Genomic DNA, 19,912 nt, shown 5'->3' on the forward strand with positions numbered 1-19,912 from the left:
ACTACGGGATCTGGTGCAGGAGCAGCCGCACGATGTGGTCCACGCGCCGGTTCTGGAACGCTCGGGTCCATCCCCGCTGGCCCATGCCGGCGACGATCGTGGCGTCGTGCTCGAGGGGGAAATAGCACATGCCGATGAGGCTCAGGAAGAGCTGGTCGGGGGCGAGGGTCGCCTCGGCGACCCCTGCCCGGGTCATCACCGCGACCATCCGGTCGGCGAAGCGCTGGTCGTGGCGGGGGAGCTCCTCGCGCCGACCCGCGTGCTCCAGGGCGTCGCGGGTCAACAACCAGACGAAGGTCGGGTTGGCGAGAAGGAAGTCGACGTAACCGCGGATGAGCAGACGCAGCGCCTCCTCGCCGGCCTCGGGGGCTTGATCCAGGACCTGCTCGGCCTGGGTCGCCACCTCGTCCAGTGCCTCGTTGCGCCGATCGAACACACGCTGCAGCACGGCGTCGTGCAGCTCCTCCTTGGAGCCGAAGAAGTAGCCGGGCAGTCCGACGGAGACGTGCGCACGATCCGCGATCGCGGCCAGCGAGGCGCCCTGGAAGCCGAGGTCGGCGAAGAGCCGCTCGGCCGCGTCGAGGATCGCCGCCCGTGATCGATCCGCGTCGCGGACCCGTCCGGCCCGCTTTCCGGCCGGCGCCGTGTCCACCTGCTCGTTCATCGGCCTCCGTCCCTGGGTTCCGGTCGTGTTCCCCCGCAGAGTACGGCACAACCGCGCACGATGCTCGGTTCTTCCTAACTATTTGATCGTCTAGTTAGTACTTCCCAGCACCTCAATTCTCGGCTAGTGTCCCGACTCACAGCAGGAAAACAGGCCGAATCGACGGCCGTCACCCACTAGCTGTATCAGCGTTCAGTTAAGGCTCGGGCTCGGACCCCGGGTCCGGCACAGGCCCAGGAGGCGCCGGATCGGCGCCGGAGGAGGATCGTCCCTTGTTCACCATCGAGCCGCTGGTCGTGGCCTACGGCCCGCACCGCGAGAAGAGCCGGTTCACCTACATGCACAACGCCGGCGTGCCCATCGACATCCCGTACGTCGCCTGGCTGGTGCGGGGACAGGGGTTCGCCGCTCTCGTCGACGTCGGGTGCAGCGCCGACGACTACAACCAGCACATCCGTCCGGTCGACCGCGAGCTGGTGCACGTCGGCCAGGTCTTCGCCGACGTCGTCGACGTCAAGCCCATCGAGTCGCACCTGCGCGAGCGCGGCATGAAGCCCTCGGACATCGACGTCACGATCCTGACCCACCTCGACTGGGACCACTGCATGACGATGGAGCCCTTCGGCAACAGCGAGATCCTGGTGCAGCGGGAGGAGTGGCAGCGCACGCCCTCGCACGAGATGTTCGCGACGTCGTTCGCCCCGGCCGAGCACTACCAGCGGGTCGAGGACATGGGGCTGACCCAGCTCGACGGCGACTACCAGATCGCCGACGGCTTCGACCTCCTGCTCACTCCGGGCCACACCCACGGGGGGCAGTCCGCGGTGGTCAAGACGTCGGAGGGCACCTACGTGATCGCCGGCATGTGCGTGCTCAAGGAGAACTTCTACCCCTCCGAGGAGGAGGCCGAGCACTTCCAGGTCATCCCCCCCGGAGGCCACACCGACCTCTTCCAGGCGTACGACCAGATGGTGCGCCTCAAGGAGCTGGGCGGCGACAACGTGCTGCCGCTGCACATGACCGAGGCCTTCGACCTCGGCCAGATCGGAACCCTGCCCGACTGACCCACCCATTCCCTCGCCCACCCCTCTCCCGATCCGTCACCCCGCCCGAACCCGGCGACCCGAACTCACGTGATGTGCGCGACGACTCCACGGAGGAGACACATGCGGAAGAAGATCTCCACGCTCCTGACCTGCTCGGTCCTCTTGGCCCTGTCCGCCTGCGGCCTCGGCAGCTCGGGCTCCGACACCGACAGCGACGACACGATCAAGATCGGCACCCTCTTCTCGGTCTCGGGAGCGGGAGCCAACCTCGGCGACAAGATGCGCAAGGGCGCCGAGCTGGCCGTCAAGCAGGTCAACGCCGACGGCGGCATCGACGGCAAGAAGATCGACTGGGTGTTCTACGACCCCGCGGGAGACACCTCCACGGCTGTGCAGCAGACCAACCGGATGCTCGACAGCGACGGCGTCGAGCTGGTCGTCGGCGGTGGCGGCTCATCGGGCATCGCCTTGGCGATGGACCCGATCACCAGCGGCCGCGGTGTCGCGTTCATCGCGACCGAGGGCGCCCGCCAGATCGTCGAGCCCGCTGCCGAAGCGCATCCGTTGACGTTCAAGACCACCTTCAACGACACCGTCATGGTGGAGCGGCTGATCGCCTTCTGGAAGGCCAACGGCATCACGCGGGTCGCCTTCATGCCGGACACGTCGAGCTTCGGGCAGTCGGCGCAGGAGGAGCTCGAGCGGCTCGCCCCCGAGGCGGGGATCAAGGTCTTCACAGCTGCGTTCGACCCGGCCGCCAACGACCTCACCCCGCAGGTGAAGCGGTTGGCCGGCAACGACCCACAGGCCTACCTGGCCTGGACGATCACCCCCGCGGGGGTGACCTTCCTCAAGAACATCCGCAGCGTGATCGGCGAGCGGGACGTGATGGTGATGCACGGCTTCGGGTTCGTGGACGACCGGTACATGGAGCAGGCCGGGGCGGCGTCGACGGGCACGATCCTGGTCTCGCCGAAGCTGCCCGTCTGGGACCAGATCGACGCGAGCGACCCGCAGCAGCCGGTCATGGAGGACTTCGCCACCGCCTACGCCGAGGAGTACGGCGGCGAGCAGCCCAACGTCTACGCGGGCCAGGCCTATGACGCGATGATGGTCGCCGTCGCAGCCCTGCGCGCCACCGGCGGAGACACGGACGGGGAGAAGATCGCCGACGCCATCGAGGGCCTGGGCACCCATGTGGGCGTGACCGGCGCCTTCAAGTTCACCGCCGACGACCACAGCGGTCTCACGGTGGACGACGTCGCCGTGATCCAGTGGGACGGCTCCCGCTTCCTTCCCGTGGAGTGATCCATGGACACCGGTCTGCTCATCCAGGTCATCTTGTCCGGGCTCAGCGTCGGCGCGATCTACGCACTCGTCGCGGTCGGCTTCGGCGTGATCTTCAACGCCACGGGGGCGATCAACTTCGTCCAGGGCGAGTACGTCATGGTCGGCGGTCTGAGCGCGGCGATGCTCTACGAGGCCTGGGACGTGCCCGTCCTGGTCGCCATCGTGGCCGCGGTCGCCGTGACGGTCCTGCTCGGTGTGCTCACCGAGTTCGGCCTGCTCGGCTTCGGACGGTTGCGCACCCCCGCGAGCATCACCATCGCGACCATCGCGATCGCCGTGATCGTCAAGGGCTCGGCGATGCTGATCTCCGACCGCGACACCTACGCCCTGCCGTCGGTCCTCGGAACGGACTCGCTGCAGGTGCTGGGCGCCTCGACGAGTCGGCAGACGGTGCTGAACCTGCTCCTCGCGGTCGCGGCGGTTGCGGCGCTCACCCTGTTCTTCCAGTGCACCAAGCTGGGCACGACCCTGCGGGCGGCAGCCGGTGACTCGGAGACGCTCCAGACCTTCGGTGTCTCCTACCGGACCACCGCGCGCTGGGCGTTCGTCATCGCCGCTGCGTTGGGGGCCCTGGCCGGCGCCGGGCTGGCACCGCTGACGGTCATGTCGTTCGACTCGGGCACCCTGCTCGGGCTCAAGGGCTTCGCCGCCGCGATGCTCGGCGGGCTCGGCAACCCGCGGGGCGCCCTGGCCGGAGGCCTGCTGCTGGGGATCGCCGAGGCCGTCATGTCGGGCTACGGCGCTGCGGCGTACGCCGACGTGGTCGCCTTCGTCGTGCTGCTGGCGATCCTCACGCTGCGGCCCACCGGCATGTTCGGCACGGCGCGGGCGGTGCGGACATGAGGGGCCGTCGCGACGCGGCCGGTGTGGTCCGGCGCCGACGCAAGGCCTGGGAGCTGTGGATCACGATCGGGCTGCTGGTGGTGTTGCCGCTGATCTCCGCGACGGACTACTCCCTGCACATCTGGACCCGGATGGCGATCTTCCTGATCCTGCTCACCGGCCTGAACCTGATCCAGGGCGTGGCCGGGATGACCTCCCTGGCGCAGGCGGGCTTCTTCGGTCTCGGTGCGTACGCCGCGGGGATCTCCGCCGTGCGCTATGACCTGCCACCACTCGCGGCGCTCGTCGTGGCGCCGGTGGTCGTCACGCTGGTCGCGCTGCTGGTGGGCGTGCTGTCGATGCGGCTCAAGGAGATCTACTTCACGATGGCGACCCTCGGTGCCGGGTTCGTGCTCTTCCTCCTGTTCGGGCGGATGGTCGAGCTGACCGGCGGCCCCAACGGGCTGGTCGGCATCCCGCCCTTCTCGATCGGCGGGCTGGAGTTCACCGAGCCGATCATGAGATACGCCCTGGTCGCGGTCCTGGCGGCCCTGGGCGCCGTGGTGGCGCACAACCTCCTGGTGTCCCGGACCGGGCGGGCGCTGCGGGCCTACGGCGCCTCGGAACCGGCCGCCCTGGCCGTCGGTGCCAGCCCCTTCCGGCTGCGTCTGCTGGCCTTCGGCCTGAGCGGCTTCTACGCCGGCGTCGCGGGTGCCCTCGAGGCGTTCGACGCGCGCTTCATCAGCCCGTCGACGTTCGACTTCATGACGGCGGTGCTGCTGGTCGTCGCGCTGGTGGTCTCCGGCGCCGGCCGGATGGTCGGGCCGATCCTCGGTGCCCTGCTGCTCACCGGCATCGAGGTGTTCGCGGCCGACTACGCCGACTACGAGCCGCTGATCATGGGCGTGATCTTCCTGGTCGCGGTGCAGTTGTTCCCGCGCGGTGTCGCCGGCGAGCTGGCGGCCCGCTGGGAGGACCGGCGTGAGCGTGCCCAGCGCAGCGGGGAGTCGCTCGGCGACTCGTCGGCGCCGGCTGGAACGACGAGGACGGACGTCGGTACCCCGGCGATGACCGAGGAGCTGCGGCGATGAGCACCGGCCTGGAGATCAGTGGCGTCAGCAAGGCCTATGGCGGCCTGCAGGTCCTCCGTGACGTCACCCTGAGCGCTCCCGCCGGCTCGATCACCGCGGTGATCGGTCCCAACGGCGCGGGCAAGAGCACCCTCGCCAACGTGATCTCCGGGTTCGTCACCCAGGACGCGGGCACGGTCGCCGTCGACGGCACGACCTTGCCGCCGGGGCGTGCGATGACCCGGGCGTCGCGCCGGCTGGGCCGGACCTTCCAGAACCTCGAGGTGTTCACCGGGATGACGGTGCTGCAGAACGTCGCGATGGGCGCCTACTCGCGTCAGCGCGGAGGCCATCTGGCCGACCTCGTCCGCGGCCCTCGGGCCCGTCGCGACGAGCGGGCGGCCGACGAGGCGGCGTGGGCGCTGCTGGACAGGTTCGGGCTCGGGGGACGGGCCGACTCACTGGTGGAGTCGCTGCCGTTCGGCGAGGCCAAGCTGGTCGAGATGGTGCGCGTACTGGCCATGGAGCCGGAGGTGGTGGTGCTCGACGAGCCGGCGGCCGGCCTGCCTCCGGCGAGCGCGCTGCCTCTGGCGCGGACGATCGCGGGCATGGCGGCGGACGGCATCGGCGTTCTCCTCATCGAGCACAACATGAAGCTCGTGATGAGCATCTCCGAGCACGTCGTGGTCCTCGATCAGGGCCAGGTGCTCACCGAGGGCACGCCGGCGCAGGTGCAGCAGGACAGCCGGGTGATCGAGGCCTACCTGGGGCCCGGCCCGACCACCACCGAGGAGCTCACGCGATGAGCGGCGGCGAGGGACTGGTCGTCGAGGGCCTCACGGTGCGGTACGGCCGGGTCGAGGTCGTGCACGGGGTGGACTTCCGTGCCCTGCCCGGCCAGGTCACCTGCCTGGTCGGCAACAACGGCGCCGGAAAGACGACGACCATCCGCGGCGTCCTGGGGCTCCAGTCCAGCCGGGCCCGGCAGGTCACCTTCGACGGGCACTCGCTGAGCGGGATACCGCCGCACGCCGTGGCCAGGCGCGGCATCGCGCTGGTGCCCGAGGGCCGGCGGGTCTTCGCCGACCTCACCGTGCTGGAGAACCTCCGGATGGGTGCGGTCCGTCGCAGCGGCGGCTGGCGCGACACCACGACACTGGGGGAGGTCTATGACCTGTTCCCCGAGCTGAGCGAGCGCAGCGACAGCCGCGCGGGACTGCTGTCCGGCGGTCAGCAGCAGATGCTGGCCATGGGGCGGGCGATGATGGCGCGTCCCGAGATGCTGGTCCTCGACGAGCCCTCGATGGGCCTGAGCCCGGTGCTGGTCAACCGGATCTACGAGGCGCTGGTCGCGCTGCGTGACCAGGGCTTCACGATCCTCCTCTCCGAGCAGAACGCCCATCTGGCGCTGGAGCTCGCCGATCACGCCTACATCCTCGAGACCGGCCACGTCGTCGAGGACGGCGTCGCCGGCGACCTGGCCGACTCCGCACGTGTCCGAGCGATCTACCTGGGAGCATGACGTGGACCTCTATCTCGACCCGACCGCGCTGGCGGCGCTGCTCGACCGGCCCGACCTCCGTGACATCCGTGTCGTCGACACCCGGGCGTCCCTGGCCGACGGCCCCCGCGGCCGGGACCTGTGGGCGGCGGGGCACATCCCGGGCGCGGTCCATGCCGACTGGCTCGCCGACTGGGGCACGACCGTCGACGGTGTCGAGGGAATGCTGCCCGAGGCGGAGGAGTTCGCGGCGGCGATGTCGCGGCTGGGCATCGGTGACGACACCCTGGTCGTCGCCTACGACGACAACACGCTCTTCACCGCCTCGCGCCTGGCCTGGGCGCTGCTGCACCACGGCCACGAGCGGGTCGCCGTCCTCGACGGTGGCCTGCCCGCGTGGGAGCGGGCCGGGTTGCGGGTGACCGACGAGACGAGCGCCGTCCCGGAGCCCGCGCGCTTCGCCGTCCGGCCCACAGGCGGACTGCGCCGCTCGATGGCCGAGGTCCGCTCGCTGCTGGACCGCGACGGCGTGCGTCTGGTCGACTGCCGCATGGACGAGACCTTCTCGGCGTCGGCGGGGCGGATCCCCGGCGCCACTCGGCTCCCCGCACCGACCCTGGTGGGGGACGACGGCCGGTTCAGACGGGGCGAGGAGGTGGCCGCACTGGCCGCGGCCGCCGGGGTCGACCGCGACGGACCGACCCTCCTCTACTGCGGCGGCGGCGTCTCGGCGGCCGCCGTACTCGTGGCGCTGCGTGAGGCCGGCTACGACAACCTGTCGCTGTACGACGGCTCGTGGTCGGAGTGGTCGCGCCACGAGGAGAACCCCGTGGAGGAGCACGCATGAGCACGACCCGTGGACCGGCGCCGCTCGGTGCCTACGCGCAGACGATCACCGTGGCCGGACTGTGCTTCGTCTCGGGCCAGGTGCCGGTCGACGGCGACGGCGAGCACCGCGACGACGTCGCCGGGCAGGCCGAGCAGGTGTTCTCCAACCTCGCGGCCTGTCTGGCCGACGAAGGCCTCGCGATGACCGACGTCGTGTCCATCACGACCTTCCTGCGCGACATCGCCGACGGGCCCGCGGTCTCGTCCGTGCGCGGTCGGTTCTTCGGGGACCACCGGCCGACGAGCACCGTGGTGGAGGTCTCCGGCCTCCTCGACCCGGCATGGCGCCTCGAGGTCCAGGCGATCGCCGTGACCCGCGACCAGGACTAGTCAGGAGCAAGCGTGCGCATCGACAACCGGTTCACCGTCCCCGCCAGCCCGGAGCGGGCCTGGGAGTTCCTCACCGACCTTGCCCGGGTCGCCCCGTGCCTGCCGGGGGCCACGGTGGAGTCCGTCGCGGACGACGTACTCAGCGGTCGCGTGGCGCTCCGCATCGGGCCGATGAGCATGAACTACGCGGGCGAGGCCGCCTTCGTGGTCAAGGACGACGTCAACCGGATCGCCACGATCCGGGCGGGCGGACGCGACGGTCGCGGTGGCGGCGCGGTCACGGCGACGATCAAGGCCGCGCTGGCCGAGGTCCCGGGGGGCTCGGAGGTGAGCCTGTCGACCGAGCTCGCGCTCACCGGCCGGGTCGCCCAGCTGGGCCAGGGGCCGATCAAGGAGGTCAGCGCCAAGCTGATGGGCCAGTTCGCCGACTGCCTCGCGACCAGGATCGACCTGCCCGAGGCCGTGGACGCACCCGGTACGGAGGCGGCCACGCCCGCGCCGGCCGAACCGATCAACCTGCTCGACGCGTCGCTGGTGCCGACCCGGGCGCTTGCCGGTGGGGCGGTGGCGCTGGCGGCGGTGGTGGTCGGTGTGCTGCTCGGCCGGCGCCTGCGCACGATCGGGAGCCGCTGATGTCCGACGTGCTCACCACGATGGCCTACGAGCGGGCGCGCAGCGTGCCCGAGGCACTCGTCCTGCTCGCCGAGGGTGGCGAGGACGCGCGTCCGATCTCGGGGGGCCAGAGCCTGGTGCCCATGATGAACCTCGGTCTCGCGGCGCCGGCCTTCCTCGTCGACGTCTCGGCCGTTCCGGGCCTGCGGACGATCACGGTCGAGGGCGAGCACCTGGTCATCGGCGCCGCGGTCACCCACGCGGAGCTCACCAGCGACCCGCTCGTGGCCGAGCATGCTCCCCTGCTGGCCCACGCCGCCCGTCACATCGGGAGCCAGCGGATCCGCAACCGCGGCACCATCGGTGGCTCGGTGGCCCATGGGGACGCCGCGGCCGAGCTGCCGGTGAGCTGCCACGCGCTCGAGGCGGACTACCGGATCGAGAGTGCGACCGGTGCCGAGCTGCGGGCAGCGGGTCCGTTCTCGCAGGGCTACTACCAGACAGACCTGGCACCGGGAGAGCTGGTGACCGCCATCCGGGTGCCGCTGCGCCCCGGGCACGGATGGGGCTTCCAGGAGTACTCCCGGCGTGCCGGCGACTTCGCACTGGCCTCCGCCGCCGTGGGCGTCCGGTTGGAAGGCGAACGGATCGGCGAGGTGGCGATCGCGGTGACCGGAGCGGCCGACCGGCCGATCCGCCTGGGCGAGCTGGAGCGGAGTCTGACCGGGCAGGGCGTGGCATCGGCCGTCCGCTCGGTCGCCGGTCTGGCCGCCGAGCTCACGGTGGCCGACGACCCCTATTGCGCCGGCGCGGACCGCGGCCGGTTGATCGAGGTGATGGTGGAGCGAGCCGTGCGCGACGCGTGCGCCGATGTGAGGAAGGGCCGGCCGTGACCGAGGCGATGGGAAGCGTGGAGACGACGATCACCCTGAACGGCGCGGAGGTCACCGGGTACGCACCGGCCGACACCACATTGCTGCGGTGGCTGCGCGAGCAGGCGCACGCCTACGAGGTCAAGGAGGGCTGCAACGAGGGGACCTGTGGCACGTGCACCGTCCTCGTCGACGGTCGCGCCGCGACCGGCTGCACGACCCTCGCGGTCCAGGTCGCCGGCAGTGAAGTGGAGACCAGCGTCTCGCTGTCCGACGGCGACGAGCTGAGCCCACTGCAGGCCTGCTTCTGGGAGAGCGGTGCCGCCCAGTGCGGGTTCTGCACCCAGGGGATGCTGATGTCGGCCGTGGAGCTGCTGCGCTCGGGCGAGGAGGTCACGCCCGCCACGGTGCGTGAGCACCTGCACGGCAACCTGTGCCGCTGTACGGGCTACCAAGCCATCGTCGATGCCGTGGTCCGCGCGGCCGAGGAGGGGGCGACCCGATGACGGAGACGGTCCGCGATCAGGTACGACGCCCGACCCGGGTGGTCAACACGTCGGTCCTGCGCAACGACGCGCGGGAGAAGCTGCTCGGTCGCACCCGCTACGCCGGCGACTTCGACGTCGCCGGCCAGCTCCACGCCCGGCTGGTCCGCTCGCCCGTCCCGTCGGCCCGGATCGTCGCCAAGGACGCGAGTGCCGCCCTGGCGATCCCCGGCGTCGTCGCCGTCCTCTTCGGTGAGGACGTGCCGAACAACGAGATCCCCACCAACACCGCCGGCATCAAGGGCCGCCCGCTGCCCCCGTCGTGGGTGCTGGCGACCGACCGGGTCCGCTACCACGGAGAGCCGGTCGCCCTCGTGGTCGCCGCGAACCCGCGTGCCCTGGCCGCCGGCGAGGCAGCCGTCGAGGTGGAGTACGACCTGCTGCCGGTGGTCTCCGATCCCGAGCGCGCGCTCGAGCCGGACGGACCGGAGGTGCACGAGGGCGGCAATCTGCTCAGCCAGTGGGAGATCGACCGAGGCGACGTCGACGCCGCCTTCGCCGACGCCGATGTCGTGGTCGAAGGACGCTACGAGGCGCAGGTCGTCGACCACGCCTACCTCGAGCCCGAGACGGGTGTCGGCTGGCTCGACGACGAGGGGGTGATCAACATCCGCGTCTCGACCCAGGAGATCGAGCACTACCGCCGGATCGCCCACGTGGTCGGGCTCTCCGACTCCAAGGTGAGGGTGCAGTCGCCGTACCTGGGCGGCGGCTTCGGCGGCAAGGAGGACATGACCGTCGAGCCGTACATCGCGCTCGCGGTCCAGCGCACGGGCCGGCCGGTCAAGATGACCTGGACGCGCCAGGAGTCGCTGACCGCGCGGGCCAAGCGACACCCGGTCCGGATGTCCTACCGCACCGCCGCGACGGCGGACGGACAGCTGCTGGCCCACGACATCGAGGTGGTCTCCGACGCGGGCGCCTACCCGTTGCTGAGCGGATTCGTGCTGCTCTACATCACGCTCAACGCGGCAGGTCCCTATCGGTGTGACAACGTCCGCGTCCGCTCCCGCGCGGCCTACACCAACAACACCCCCGGTTCGGCCTTCCGCGGCTTCGGCGGCATGCAGCCCGTGTTGGGCTACGAGGCCCAGATCGACAAGGTCGCCGACGCCACCGGCCAGGACCGGGTGGAGATCCGCAAACGGAACGCCTTCACCGCCGGCGACCGGATCCCGGCCGGCCAGCGGATTGAGACGGCGGTGTGGCTGCCGCAGTGCATCGACGCCGTGCTCGAGCGGATCGGCCCCCGTCCTGAGCCGTCGTCGCCCGACCACCGGGTGGGTCTCGGCCTGGCCTGCAACGTCCAGCCCTACGGCCGGGTGGCCTGGATGAACGACTCCGCCTCCGCCTGGGTCGGCTGCGAGCGCAACGGCGACGTGGTGGTGCGCTGCGGCGTCCCCGATGTCGGTGGCGGTCAGGTGTCATCGCTGGCGCAGATCGCGGCGGAGGTCCTCCACGTCCCGATGGAGAAGGTGACCGTCCACTTCGGCGACTCCGCCCGCACCCCGCTCGCCGGACGGACGACCGCCACCCGTCAGCTCTACATGTCCGGCAATGCCGTGCTCGCCGCCGCCCGGGCGCTGCGCGCCCAGCTGGTCGAGGGCGTGGGCCGGGGCTCGGGCCACGCGACCGCGGCGCTGACGCTGGCGGAGGGTGGCGTCATCACGCCCGACGGGGTGGTCCCCCTCGCCGAGGTCGTCATGATGTGCCTGGCCAACGGCGTCGCGATCAACGCGATGGAGACCTATTTCGCCCCGACGGCTCCGCCGGTCGCCCAGCGGGTCGACGCCGAGCGGATCGTCCCCGACTTCACCTTCGGCGCGCATGCCGCCTACGTCGAGGTCGACACCCGCACCGGGGAGGTCCGCCCGCTGCGCTATGTCGCCGCCCACGACGTGGGCCGCGCCATCAACCCGGCCAGCGTGCGCGGCCAGATCGAGGGAGCGGTGGTCCAGGGGATCGGCTACGCGCTGTCCGAGCGCATCGTCTACGACGAGGGGGTCAACCTGACCGGGGCGTTCTACCAGTACGCGATCCCGACCGCAGCCGACTGCCCGGAGATCGAGGCGGTCGTCCTGGAGTCCGGCGAGGGGGTCGGTCCGTTCAACGCACGCGGCATCGGCGAGCCGCCGATCGGGCCCTGCGCGGCCACCCTCGCGAGTGCCGTCGAGGACGCCGTCGGGGCTCGGCCGACGACGCTGCCGATGCTCGCCGAGCGGGTGCGGTCGTGCATCGACGAGGGGACGAGGTCGTGAGCGACGTCGCGGAGGGCCTGCACGTCGTACCGCTCGACACCCCGAGCCTGGGCGATCGCAGCTACGTCGTCCACGACGGCTCCGCGGCCTTCGTGGTCGACCCGCAGCGGGACATCGACCGGGTCCTCGAGATGCTCGACCGCGAGCGCCTGACGCTGACCCACGTCCTGGAGACCCACGTCCACAACGACTACGTGACCGGCGGCCTGGCGCTGTCCCGGGCCACCGGAGCCGACTACGTCGTCAGCGCCCGGGACGAGGTGGCGTTCCGCCGGCATCCGGTCGAGGACGGGGAGGTGCTCGCCGTGGGCGACCGGATCCGCGTCGAGGCGGTGGCCACTCCCGGACACACCTTCCACCACCTCTCCTACGTCCTGCGCGACGGTGACGGGGCGATGGGCATGGCCGTCTTCTCCGGCGGCTCCCTGCTCTACGGCTCGACCGGTCGCCCCGACCTCCTCGGCGCCGAGCACACCGATCGCCTCGCGCGCCTCCAGCACGCCTCGGCGCGGCGCCTCGGCGCCCTGCTCCCCGACGGTGCGGCGCTGTATCCGACGCACGGGTTCGGGTCCTTCTGCGCGGCGTCGCAGTCGCGCGCCTCCCGGTCGACGATCGGCGAGGAGCGCGCGAGCAACGCCGTCCTCCTCCAGGACGAGGTCGACTACGTCCGCGACCTGCTGGCAGGTCTGGGGCCGTGGCCCGACTACTACGCGCACATCGCGCCGCTCAACACCGCCGGTCCCGCGGCGGCGGACCTCAGCCCGCCGCGGGCGGTGGGCGCCGACGAGATCCGCCGCCGGATCGAGGCGGGGGAGTGGGTGGTCGACCTGAGGCATCGCTCGCAGTTCGCCGGAGGACACGTGCCGGGCAGCTACAACTTCGGCACCGACGGCGCGTTCGCGACCAACCTGGGCTGGCTCATCGACTGGAACACCCCGCTCACGCTGCTCGCGGCCACGCCCGACGACCTGGCGCACGCCCAGCGGGAGCTGGTCCGCATCGGCATCGACCGACCCTCGGGCGCTGCCACCGGCGAGCCACGGCAGTGGAGCGAGCATGAGCCGGCCCGCTTCGATCAGGCCGACTTCGCAGCGCTCGCCGCGGAGGCGGCGGTTCGCGACGTCCCCGTGCTCGACGTACGACGCGCCGACGAGTTCGCGGCCGGGCACGTCGTCGGGGCGAGCAACATCCCGCTCCACGAGCTGAGGTCCCGGATCGGCGAGGTGCCGAACGACGAGGTCTGGGTCCACTGCCAGAGCGGCTACCGGGCGTCGATCGCCGCCTCCTTCCTGCTCACGGCCGGGCGCCGCGTCGTCGCGGTCGACGACCACTTCGCCGCGGCCGGCGCGGCCGGTCTTCCCGTCACGGTCGCGAGCGGGTGACGCTCGCGGTCGTCCTCGCGCTGGCGCTCCTGGTGGGGGTGGCTCTCGGCGCCCTGGGCGGCGGCGGGTCGATCCTCACGGTCCCGTTGCTGGTCTACGTCGCCGGCCTCGAGCCGAAGCAGGCGATCGCCACCTCCCTGCTGGTCGTCGGGGTCACGTCGGCGGTCGGCGCGCTGTCCCACGCGCGGGCCCGGCGGATCCGCTGGCGCACCGGGCTGCTGTTCGGAGCGGGCGGGACCGTCGGTGCCCTCGGCGGGGGGATTCTCGGCGCGCGCGTGCCCGGTCACCTGCTGCTCGTCGGCTTCGCGCTGATGATGCTGGCCACCGCCCTGGCGATGCTGCGCGATGCCCGCGAGATCGAGGCGACCGAGGAACCCCAGGTGGTGGGAGCGCTCGTCGACGGCGTCGTGGTCGGGGCCGTCACGGGCCTGGTCGGTGCCGGGGGCGGCTTCCTCGTCGTGCCCGCCCTCGTCCTGCGCGGCGGCATCCCGATGTCGGCGGCAGTCGGCACGTCGCTGGTCGTGATCGTGATGAAGTCGAGCGCGGGATTCGCCGGCTACGTCACCCAGGTGTCCGTCCCGTGGGGCCTGGCGGCCGGAGTCACCGTCGCCGCCGTCGCGGGCAGCGTCGTCGGCAGCCGACTCGCCGGCCGCACGTCCGAGACCCGGCTGCGGCGCAGCTTCGGGTGGTTCGTGCTGGTCGTCGGCAGCTTCGTGCTTCTCCAGGAGGCCGCCCCGACGGCGTGGCTGGGGCCGGGGACCGTGGTGCTCGCGGTCGCCGGCTGCGCGGTCGCGTGCCGGCGGCGGTGGTGGCCCCGGTCCCGCTCGGCCTCCTCGGCGCGCTCGCCCCGGGCCGGGCGCCGTACGCCGGGCTGAGCCGTCGTAGGGCGCCCGGCCCGCCGCTCTTCTCGTCCTCGTCCCGGCAGTTGCCCCCGGGGGCTGGCGCGCTGTCGCGGGTACCGCTACATTGAATATCAGATCTCAAGCGCGAGATATGTGCACCTCGCCCGGGTAGAAGGGACCCATCCATGACCGACCTGATCGATGCCGCGGCCCAGAAGGCTGTCGAGGCGATCGACTACCACCGCCTGAACGAGCTCGTGCAGGAGGTGTGCCGGATCCCGAGCATCCTCGGCGACGAGGGTCCGCTGGCGAGCTTCCTCGCGGACTACATGAAGAACTCCGGGTTCGAGGGCGTCGGCCTGCAGGACGTCGTCGGCGAGCGGCCGAACGCGGTCGGCGAGCTCGGCTTCGGCACGGGCAAGCGGATCGTGTTCACCGGCCACATGGACACCAAGCCCGTGTCCATCGGATGGGAGAAGACCTCGCCGTTCTCCGGTGAGCTGATCGACGGAGCCATCTACGGGCACGGGATCATGGACATGAAGGCAGCACTGGTGTGCCAGATCGTGGCCATGGAGGCGCTGCGTGACTCCGGCGTCGACCTGGCCGGCACGGTCGCCATGGCCGCGGTGTCCGACCACATGGGCGACCAGCTCGGCTCGATCCGCTACTTCGACGAGTACGCGGCGGACCTCGCCGTCCTCGGCGAGCTGTCGGGCAACGAGATCTTCCTCGGTCACCGGGGCCGCTACTACTTCGACATCACGGTGCAGGGCCGCTCGGCGCACACCTGCCACAAGCCGCTCGCGGTCAACGCGAACCTGCTGGCCGCGCACGCGATCATCGAGCTCGACCAGTCGCGCCTGACGCCGGCACTCGAGGACTGGGTGGTCGACCTGTTCGGAGCCGAGACCTACATGGCTCCCGGACGCGTCTACGGCGGACTGCCGCCGGGCGGTCCGTCGATGATCCCCGACGAGTGCGTGATCCGGGTGGACTGCCGGCCGCAGCCGGGGGTGACGGTCGAGGAGGTCCGGGCCGAGATCGAGCACTGCCTGGCCGCCGCGCGCACGCGCGACAGTCGCTTCCGCGCCGAGGTCGAGCTCGTCGACGTCAAGAAGGGCTATCTCGCCGAGCCGGGCGACGAGGTCGTCGAGCTGATGCGTGACTCGGTGCGCTCGGTGCGTGGGGGTGCCGAGCCCCCGCTGCAGGCGGCCGGGTGGCTGGGTGACACGGCGAGCTTCGGCGACAAGGTCCCGACCGTCATCTTCGGCCCCGGCGGGGAGCCGGTCTACTGCCCCGACGAGCACCTCTCCGTCGCCGACATCGTGGAGGCCACCCGCGTCTACACCGAGTTCGCCGTCCGCGCGCTCACTCCCCGGGAATCGGCGTGAGCACAGGGGTGCGCCCGCGCCCCCGCGTGGTGCTGGCCAAGCCGGGGCTCGACGGGCACGACCGGGGGGTCAAGGTGGTCGGCATGGCGCTGCGGGACGCCGGCGCCGAGGTCGTCTATCTCGGGCTCCAGCAGACGGCGGCCCAGATCGCCCGTGCGGCGGCCGCGGAGGACGCCGACGTGATCGGACTCTCCGTACTCTCCGGCGTCCATGTCGATGCGGCCCGCCAGGTCCTCGCCGCCTGTGCGGGCGAGGACCTCGGCGACGTACCGCTGGTGGTCGGCGGCACCATCCCGCCCGCCGACGTCACCCGCCTGCGGGACCTCGGTGTCCGCGACGTCTTCCCGGTCGGGACGCCGCTCGACGACCTGGTCGCGCGCATCTTCGCGATCGCCGCCGAGGAGGAGGTGTCCGATGAGCAGTGAGCCCCGGGCCGTGGTGACCGACTCGGGCATCCCGCTCGACCCGGTCTACGACGCGGCCTCCGTCGCCGCGGACCTGGCGGGTCGCCTCGGCCGTCCGGGGGAGCCGCCGTTCACCCGCGGGCCCTACCGGACGATGTACCGCGAGCGGCTGTGGAGCATGCGCCAGTACGCCGGCTACGGCTCGGCGGACGACACCAACGCGCGCTTCCGCTACCTGCTCGACCAGGGGCAGACGGCGCTCTCGGTCGCGTTCGACCTGCCGACCCAGCTCGGCTACGACTCCGACGACGAACTGGTCCTCTCCGAGGTGGGTCGCGTCGGCGTGGCGATCGACTCGGTCGAGGACATGGAGGCCGTCTTCGCCGGCCTGCCGATCGACCAGCTGTCGGTGAACTTCACCATCAACGGGACCGCCCCGATCATCCTGGCGTTCTACCTGGTGGCCGCCGAGCGGCAGGGTGCCGACATGGCGCAGGTCGCCGGCACCCTCCAGAACGACATCCTCAAGGAGTTCCTGGCGCGCAAGACGTTCATCTTCCCGCCGGACCACTCCATCCGCCTGGTGGCGGACGTCGTGGAGTACTGCTCGGAGCACCTGCCGCGGTTCAACGGCATCTCGATCACGGGCTACCACGCGCGTGAGGCGGGATGCGACGCGATCCAGGAGATCGGCCTCACGATGGCCTCGGCGATCGCCTACACGGAGGCGTTCCTCGCCCGCGGCCTGGAGTTCGACGCGTTCGCGCCACGGCTCTCGTTCCACTTCTCCAGTCAGCTCGACCTGTTCGAGGAGGCGTCGAAGGTCCGCGCGGCGCGCCGGATGTGGAGCAGCCTGGCCCTGGAGAGGTTCGGGGCGCAGAAGGAGACCTCCGCCCGGCTCCGCTTCTTCTCCGGCTGCTCGGGCGCGACGCTGACGGCGCAGCAGCCCCTCAACAACGTCGTCCGCTCCACGCTGCAGTGCCTCGCCGCGGTGCTCGGCGGCGCGCAGTCCATCCACGTCATGGGCTACGACGAGGCGCTGGAGATCCCCACCGAGGAGTCGGTGCGCCTGGCGCTGCGGACCCAGCAGATCATCGCCCACGAGTCCGGGGTGGCGAAGGTCATCGATCCCCTCGCGGGCTCCTACTTCGTGGAGCACCTCACCGACGAGATCGAGGCGCGGGCCTGGGAGCTCGTCCGCCGGGTCGAGGAGGGCGGGGGCCTCGTCGAGCTGCTCGCCCAGGGGGTGCCCCAGCGGTGGGTGGCGGAGTCGGCGTACCGCTACGAGCAGGAGGTCCGCTCGGGCGAACGGGTCAAGGTCGGCGTCAACAAGTACGTCGACGACGACGGCGTCGCGCCGCCGCTGTTCGAGGTCGACGCGGCGAGCGCCGCGCGCCAGCGGGAGCGACTCGCCGCTCGGCTCGCCGGCCGCGACGGAGCAGCGGTCGCCGCCGCGCTGGCGACCCTGCGAACGGCGCTGGTCGACGGGACCAACAGCATGCCCCACATCATGCAGGCCGGCCGGGTGGGCGCCACGCTCGGCGAGATCGCCGACACGATGCGCGAGGTCTTCGGCGTCTATCGGGAGCCACAGCCGTGGTGAGCGGCGACCTGCCGCTGGCCGGCATCCGGGTGGTGGACCTGACCCGGTTCGTGTCCGGCGCCTACGCCGGGAGGCTGTTGGCGTCGCTCGGGGCGGACGTCATCAAGGTGGAGGCCGCGGAGACGGGCGACCCCTATCGCCAGCAGGGCACGGCTTTCGTGGAGGGCGAGAGCGCGCTCTTCGGTGCGCTCAACTGCGGCAAGCGGTCGATCCTCCTCGACCTCGCCGCCGCCGAGGGCCGGGCACAGCTGGACGCGCTCCTGGAGACCGCCGACGTGTTCTTGGAGAACGGCAGGCCCGGGGCGTTGGTCAAGCTCGGCCTCGACGCGGCAGGCGTCGCGGCACGTTTCCCCCACGTCGTCTACGGCTCGATCTCCGGCTACGGCCAGAGCGGCCCGGACGCCGAGCGCGGCGGCTTCGACCTCATCCTCCAGGCCGAGGGAGGGGTGATGAGCGTGACCGGAGAGCCCGACAGCGGCCCGGTCAAGGTGGGCGTGCCGGCACTCGACATCGGCAGCGCCGTCTCCTGCGCCCTCGGCGTCGTGGCGGCGCTCTACGGGCGCAACCGCACCGGCCGGGGAGCGCACGTCGCCGCGTCGCTGCTCGAGTTCGCGGTGGCGACCTTCACCAGCGTGGCGCCGTCGTACTTCGTCGACGGCGAGGTGCCGGGCCGGATCGGCAGCCATTCGCCGACCTTCGCGCCCTACGGTGCCTTCCGCGCCCGGGACGGCCATCTCGTCATCGCCGGCGCGGGGAGCGAGGCCCTGTGGCGGCGGCTGTGCGAGGTACTGGGAGCTCCGGAGCTCGCGGAGGACCCGCGCTTCGTCGACAACGCGGCACGGGTCCGCCACCGCTCCGTCCTGACCGACGAGCTCGAAGCCCGTCTGGGGCGCTGCGACCGGGCGCACTGGCTCGGCCTGCTCGGCGCGGCGAAGGTCCCCGCGGCCGAGGTTCGCGATCTCGCCCAGGTCCTCGACTCGGCCCAGGTGCGCCACCTCGGGCTGGTCCGGGCCGATCCGGGAGCGCCGGCGATGACGCCCGTCCTGGGCGTCCCGCTCCAGATCGACGGGCCGCTCCCGAGCGCGGGGCGGTGGCCGCGGCTGGGCGAGCACACCGAGGAGATCCTCGCCGAGCTGCGCTCCCGACCGGGTGCTCGATGAGCGGCACCGAGCGGGGGGTCGACGCCGACCCGGGCGCGCTCGGGTCCCGCTGCGCCACGGAGGCGACCCGGGTCCTGGAGCGCACCTTCGAGCTCGCCCTGGTCCCCGCGCCACCGCTCGAGGAGCGCGACCGATCCGCGCGCGTCGCCGAGTGGTGGCGCGCCGACGGACTCGACGTCGAGCGGCAACCGGTCGGCAACCTCTGGGCCCGTCTGCGCGAGGGGACCGAGCCGGGGCGGGGCGCGGTGGTCGTGGCCGCCCACCTCGACACCGTCTTCAGCCGCGAGGTGCGCCACGGGCTGCGTCACGACGCGGGCCGGGTCGTGGGACCAGGATGTGGGGACGACACCGTCGCCGTCGCCGCCCTGTCGGTCCTCGACGTGCTCCTGCCGTCCCGGACCGCGGCGCCGGTGTGGGTCCTGGCGACGGTGGGCGAGGAGGGACTGGGCGACCTGGCCGGTGCGCGCGCCGCCCTGCGGGACCCACCAGGGCCGGTCGAGGCCTTCATCGCGCTCGAGGGCAACTACCTCGGCCGGGTGAACGTCGTGGGGGTCGGGTCGGTGCGCAAGCGCGTGCGGATCACCGGCCGAGGTGGTCACGCCTGGGAGGACGCCGACGCGCCGAGTGCGGTGCACGTCGCTGCCGCGATGGTGCATGCCGTCGCGCAGCTGCCGGAGCCGTCCGGTGTCCGAACGTCGCGCAATGTCGGACTGCTGCGGGGCGGCGAGTCCATCAACTCCCGCGCCATCCAGGCGAGCTTCGACGTCGATCTCCGCGCGGAGGACCCTGCCGCGCTCGCCGAGCTGGACACCGCCGTCGACGAGATCGTCGGCCAGGCACCCGAGGGGATCGACGTCGAGGTCACGCCCCTGGGGCACCGGCCTGCCGGTCGCATCGACCCGAACGATCCTCTGGTGCGCACGGCGGTGGGTGCCCTGGCCGAGGTCGGCATCACCGCGCGGCTGACCGCTGCCAGCACCGACGCCAATATCGCCTACGCGGCCGGGATCCCGGCCGTGACCCTCGGGATCACCTACGGCGACGGCACCCACACCGAGGACGAGTGGATCGACCCCGACGCGATCCGGCTCGGCCTGCACGCGCTCGCTCGTACCATCACCGAACGGTCAGCTTGACCTCGAAAGGACGGAACAATGCTCAGTGGTGTC

General features: G+C 71.9%; 20 protein-coding genes. 19 read left to right on the forward strand and 1 reads right to left on the reverse strand.

Features of this window, described 5'->3' with window-relative positions:
* Nucleotide 1: 1 nt before the first annotated feature.
* Complete coding sequence (locus RB608_RS05925) at nt 2-664, reverse strand: TetR family transcriptional regulator (RefSeq protein WP_308086887.1); 663 nt, start codon at nt 662-664, stop codon at nt 2-4.
* 272 nt (nt 665-936) lie between these two features.
* Between RB608_RS05925 and RB608_RS05930 the strand changes: the two genes are divergently transcribed.
* The 19 genes from RB608_RS05930 (at nt 937) to RB608_RS06020 (ending at nt 19,879) form a co-directional block, all read left to right on the forward strand.
* Complete coding sequence (locus RB608_RS05930) at nt 937-1,728, forward strand: N-acyl homoserine lactonase family protein (protein ID WP_308086888.1); 792 nt, start codon at nt 937-939, stop codon at nt 1,726-1,728.
* Nucleotides 1,729-1,830: 102 nt separating this feature from the next.
* On the forward strand, nt 1,831-3,018 hold the full coding sequence (locus tag RB608_RS05935; RefSeq protein WP_308086889.1) for an ABC transporter substrate-binding protein: 1,188 nt from the start codon (nt 1,831-1,833) through the stop codon (nt 3,016-3,018).
* Between the two features lie 3 nt (nt 3,019-3,021).
* Nucleotides 3,022-3,903, forward strand: coding sequence for a branched-chain amino acid ABC transporter permease (locus tag RB608_RS05940; protein ID WP_308086890.1), 882 nt, complete (start codon nt 3,022-3,024; stop codon nt 3,901-3,903).
* Nucleotides 3,900-4,973, forward strand: a complete 1,074-nt coding sequence (locus tag RB608_RS05945; RefSeq protein WP_308086891.1) for a branched-chain amino acid ABC transporter permease — start codon at nt 3,900-3,902, stop codon at nt 4,971-4,973. Before RB608_RS05940 ends, RB608_RS05945 begins: the two co-directional genes overlap by 4 nt.
* Nucleotides 4,970-5,758, forward strand: a complete 789-nt coding sequence (locus RB608_RS05950) for an ABC transporter ATP-binding protein (protein WP_308086892.1) — start codon at nt 4,970-4,972, stop codon at nt 5,756-5,758. The genes RB608_RS05945 and RB608_RS05950 overlap by 4 nt, the downstream gene beginning before the upstream one ends.
* Nucleotides 5,755-6,474, forward strand: coding sequence for an ABC transporter ATP-binding protein (locus tag RB608_RS05955; protein WP_308086893.1), 720 nt, complete (start codon nt 5,755-5,757; stop codon nt 6,472-6,474). The genes RB608_RS05950 and RB608_RS05955 overlap by 4 nt, the downstream gene beginning before the upstream one ends.
* A 1-nt stretch (nt 6,475) precedes the next feature.
* The gene (locus RB608_RS05960; protein WP_308086894.1) at nt 6,476-7,300 is read left to right on the forward strand and encodes a sulfurtransferase; all 825 of its coding nucleotides are present in this window, start codon (nt 6,476-6,478) and stop codon (nt 7,298-7,300) included.
* Nucleotides 7,297-7,671, forward strand: a complete 375-nt coding sequence (locus tag RB608_RS05965) for a RidA family protein (RefSeq protein WP_308086895.1) — start codon at nt 7,297-7,299, stop codon at nt 7,669-7,671. Before RB608_RS05960 ends, RB608_RS05965 begins: the two co-directional genes overlap by 4 nt.
* Before the next feature lie 12 nt (nt 7,672-7,683).
* Nucleotides 7,684-8,304 carry an SRPBCC family protein gene (locus tag RB608_RS05970; RefSeq protein WP_308086896.1) on the forward strand — a complete coding sequence of 207 codons (621 nt, stop codon included), beginning with the start codon at nt 7,684-7,686 and terminating at the stop codon, nt 8,302-8,304.
* Entirely contained in the window at nt 8,304-9,176 is an 873-nt protein-coding gene (locus RB608_RS05975; protein WP_308086897.1) for a xanthine dehydrogenase family protein subunit M, read from the forward strand. Before RB608_RS05970 ends, RB608_RS05975 begins: the two co-directional genes overlap by 1 nt.
* On the forward strand, nt 9,173-9,661 hold the full coding sequence (locus tag RB608_RS05980) for a 2Fe-2S iron-sulfur cluster-binding protein (protein WP_308086898.1): 489 nt from the start codon (nt 9,173-9,175) through the stop codon (nt 9,659-9,661). The genes RB608_RS05975 and RB608_RS05980 overlap by 4 nt, the downstream gene beginning before the upstream one ends.
* Nucleotides 9,658-11,958, forward strand: coding sequence for a xanthine dehydrogenase family protein molybdopterin-binding subunit (locus tag RB608_RS05985; RefSeq protein ID WP_308086899.1), 2,301 nt, complete (start codon nt 9,658-9,660; stop codon nt 11,956-11,958). Before RB608_RS05980 ends, RB608_RS05985 begins: the two co-directional genes overlap by 4 nt.
* A complete protein-coding gene (locus RB608_RS05990; RefSeq protein ID WP_308086900.1) occupies nt 11,955-13,340 on the forward strand; it encodes an MBL fold metallo-hydrolase in 1,386 nt (461 codons plus the stop codon). The genes RB608_RS05985 and RB608_RS05990 overlap by 4 nt, the downstream gene beginning before the upstream one ends.
* Complete coding sequence (locus tag RB608_RS05995; RefSeq protein ID WP_308086901.1) at nt 13,337-14,215, forward strand: sulfite exporter TauE/SafE family protein; 879 nt, start codon at nt 13,337-13,339, stop codon at nt 14,213-14,215. Before RB608_RS05990 ends, RB608_RS05995 begins: the two co-directional genes overlap by 4 nt.
* A gap of 152 nt (nt 14,216-14,367) precedes the next feature.
* Nucleotides 14,368-15,576 carry a M20/M25/M40 family metallo-hydrolase gene (locus tag RB608_RS06000; protein WP_308086902.1) on the forward strand — a complete coding sequence of 403 codons (1,209 nt, stop codon included), beginning with the start codon at nt 14,368-14,370 and terminating at the stop codon, nt 15,574-15,576.
* Nucleotides 15,573-16,001 carry a cobalamin-dependent protein gene (locus RB608_RS06005; protein WP_308086903.1) on the forward strand — a complete coding sequence of 143 codons (429 nt, stop codon included), beginning with the start codon at nt 15,573-15,575 and terminating at the stop codon, nt 15,999-16,001. Before RB608_RS06000 ends, RB608_RS06005 begins: the two co-directional genes overlap by 4 nt.
* Nucleotides 15,991-17,583 carry a methylmalonyl-CoA mutase family protein gene (locus RB608_RS06010; RefSeq protein WP_308086904.1) on the forward strand — a complete coding sequence of 531 codons (1,593 nt, stop codon included), beginning with the start codon at nt 15,991-15,993 and terminating at the stop codon, nt 17,581-17,583. Before RB608_RS06005 ends, RB608_RS06010 begins: the two co-directional genes overlap by 11 nt.
* Nucleotides 17,580-18,743, forward strand: coding sequence for a CoA transferase (locus RB608_RS06015; protein ID WP_308086905.1), 1,164 nt, complete (start codon nt 17,580-17,582; stop codon nt 18,741-18,743). The genes RB608_RS06010 and RB608_RS06015 overlap by 4 nt, the downstream gene beginning before the upstream one ends.
* Complete coding sequence (locus RB608_RS06020) at nt 18,740-19,879, forward strand: M20/M25/M40 family metallo-hydrolase (RefSeq protein WP_308086906.1); 1,140 nt, start codon at nt 18,740-18,742, stop codon at nt 19,877-19,879. The genes RB608_RS06015 and RB608_RS06020 overlap by 4 nt, the downstream gene beginning before the upstream one ends.
* The last annotated feature ends 33 nt before the right edge of the window (nt 19,880-19,912 follow it).

The sequence above is a fragment of the Nocardioides sp. LHD-245 genome (assembly GCF_030929495.1).
Lineage (GTDB): Bacteria > Actinomycetota > Actinomycetes > Propionibacteriales > Nocardioidaceae > Nocardioides.

What these genes read in the sequence shown, in the direction of transcription:
- RB608_RS05985 (WP_308086899.1), top strand. Translation starts at nt 9,658, where the DNA reads ATGACGGAGACGGTCCGCGATCAGGTACGACGCCCGACCCGGGTGGTC.
- RB608_RS05925 (WP_308086887.1), bottom strand. Translation starts at nt 664, where the DNA reads ATGAACGAGCAGGTGGACACGGCGCCGGCCGGAAAGCGGGCCGGACGG.
- RB608_RS05945 (WP_308086891.1), top strand. Translation starts at nt 3,900, where the DNA reads ATGAGGGGCCGTCGCGACGCGGCCGGTGTGGTCCGGCGCCGACGCAAG.
- RB608_RS05965 (WP_308086895.1), top strand. Translation starts at nt 7,297, where the DNA reads ATGAGCACGACCCGTGGACCGGCGCCGCTCGGTGCCTACGCGCAGACG.
- RB608_RS05940 (WP_308086890.1), top strand. Translation starts at nt 3,022, where the DNA reads ATGGACACCGGTCTGCTCATCCAGGTCATCTTGTCCGGGCTCAGCGTC.
- RB608_RS05975 (WP_308086897.1), top strand. Translation starts at nt 8,304, where the DNA reads ATGTCCGACGTGCTCACCACGATGGCCTACGAGCGGGCGCGCAGCGTG.
- RB608_RS05935 (WP_308086889.1), top strand. Translation starts at nt 1,831, where the DNA reads ATGCGGAAGAAGATCTCCACGCTCCTGACCTGCTCGGTCCTCTTGGCC.
- RB608_RS06000 (WP_308086902.1), top strand. Translation starts at nt 14,368, where the DNA reads ATGACCGACCTGATCGATGCCGCGGCCCAGAAGGCTGTCGAGGCGATC.
- RB608_RS06020 (WP_308086906.1), top strand. Translation starts at nt 18,740, where the DNA reads ATGAGCGGCACCGAGCGGGGGGTCGACGCCGACCCGGGCGCGCTCGGG.
- RB608_RS06010 (WP_308086904.1), top strand. Translation starts at nt 15,991, where the DNA reads ATGAGCAGTGAGCCCCGGGCCGTGGTGACCGACTCGGGCATCCCGCTC.
- RB608_RS05955 (WP_308086893.1), top strand. Translation starts at nt 5,755, where the DNA reads ATGAGCGGCGGCGAGGGACTGGTCGTCGAGGGCCTCACGGTGCGGTAC.
- RB608_RS05950 (WP_308086892.1), top strand. Translation starts at nt 4,970, where the DNA reads ATGAGCACCGGCCTGGAGATCAGTGGCGTCAGCAAGGCCTATGGCGGC.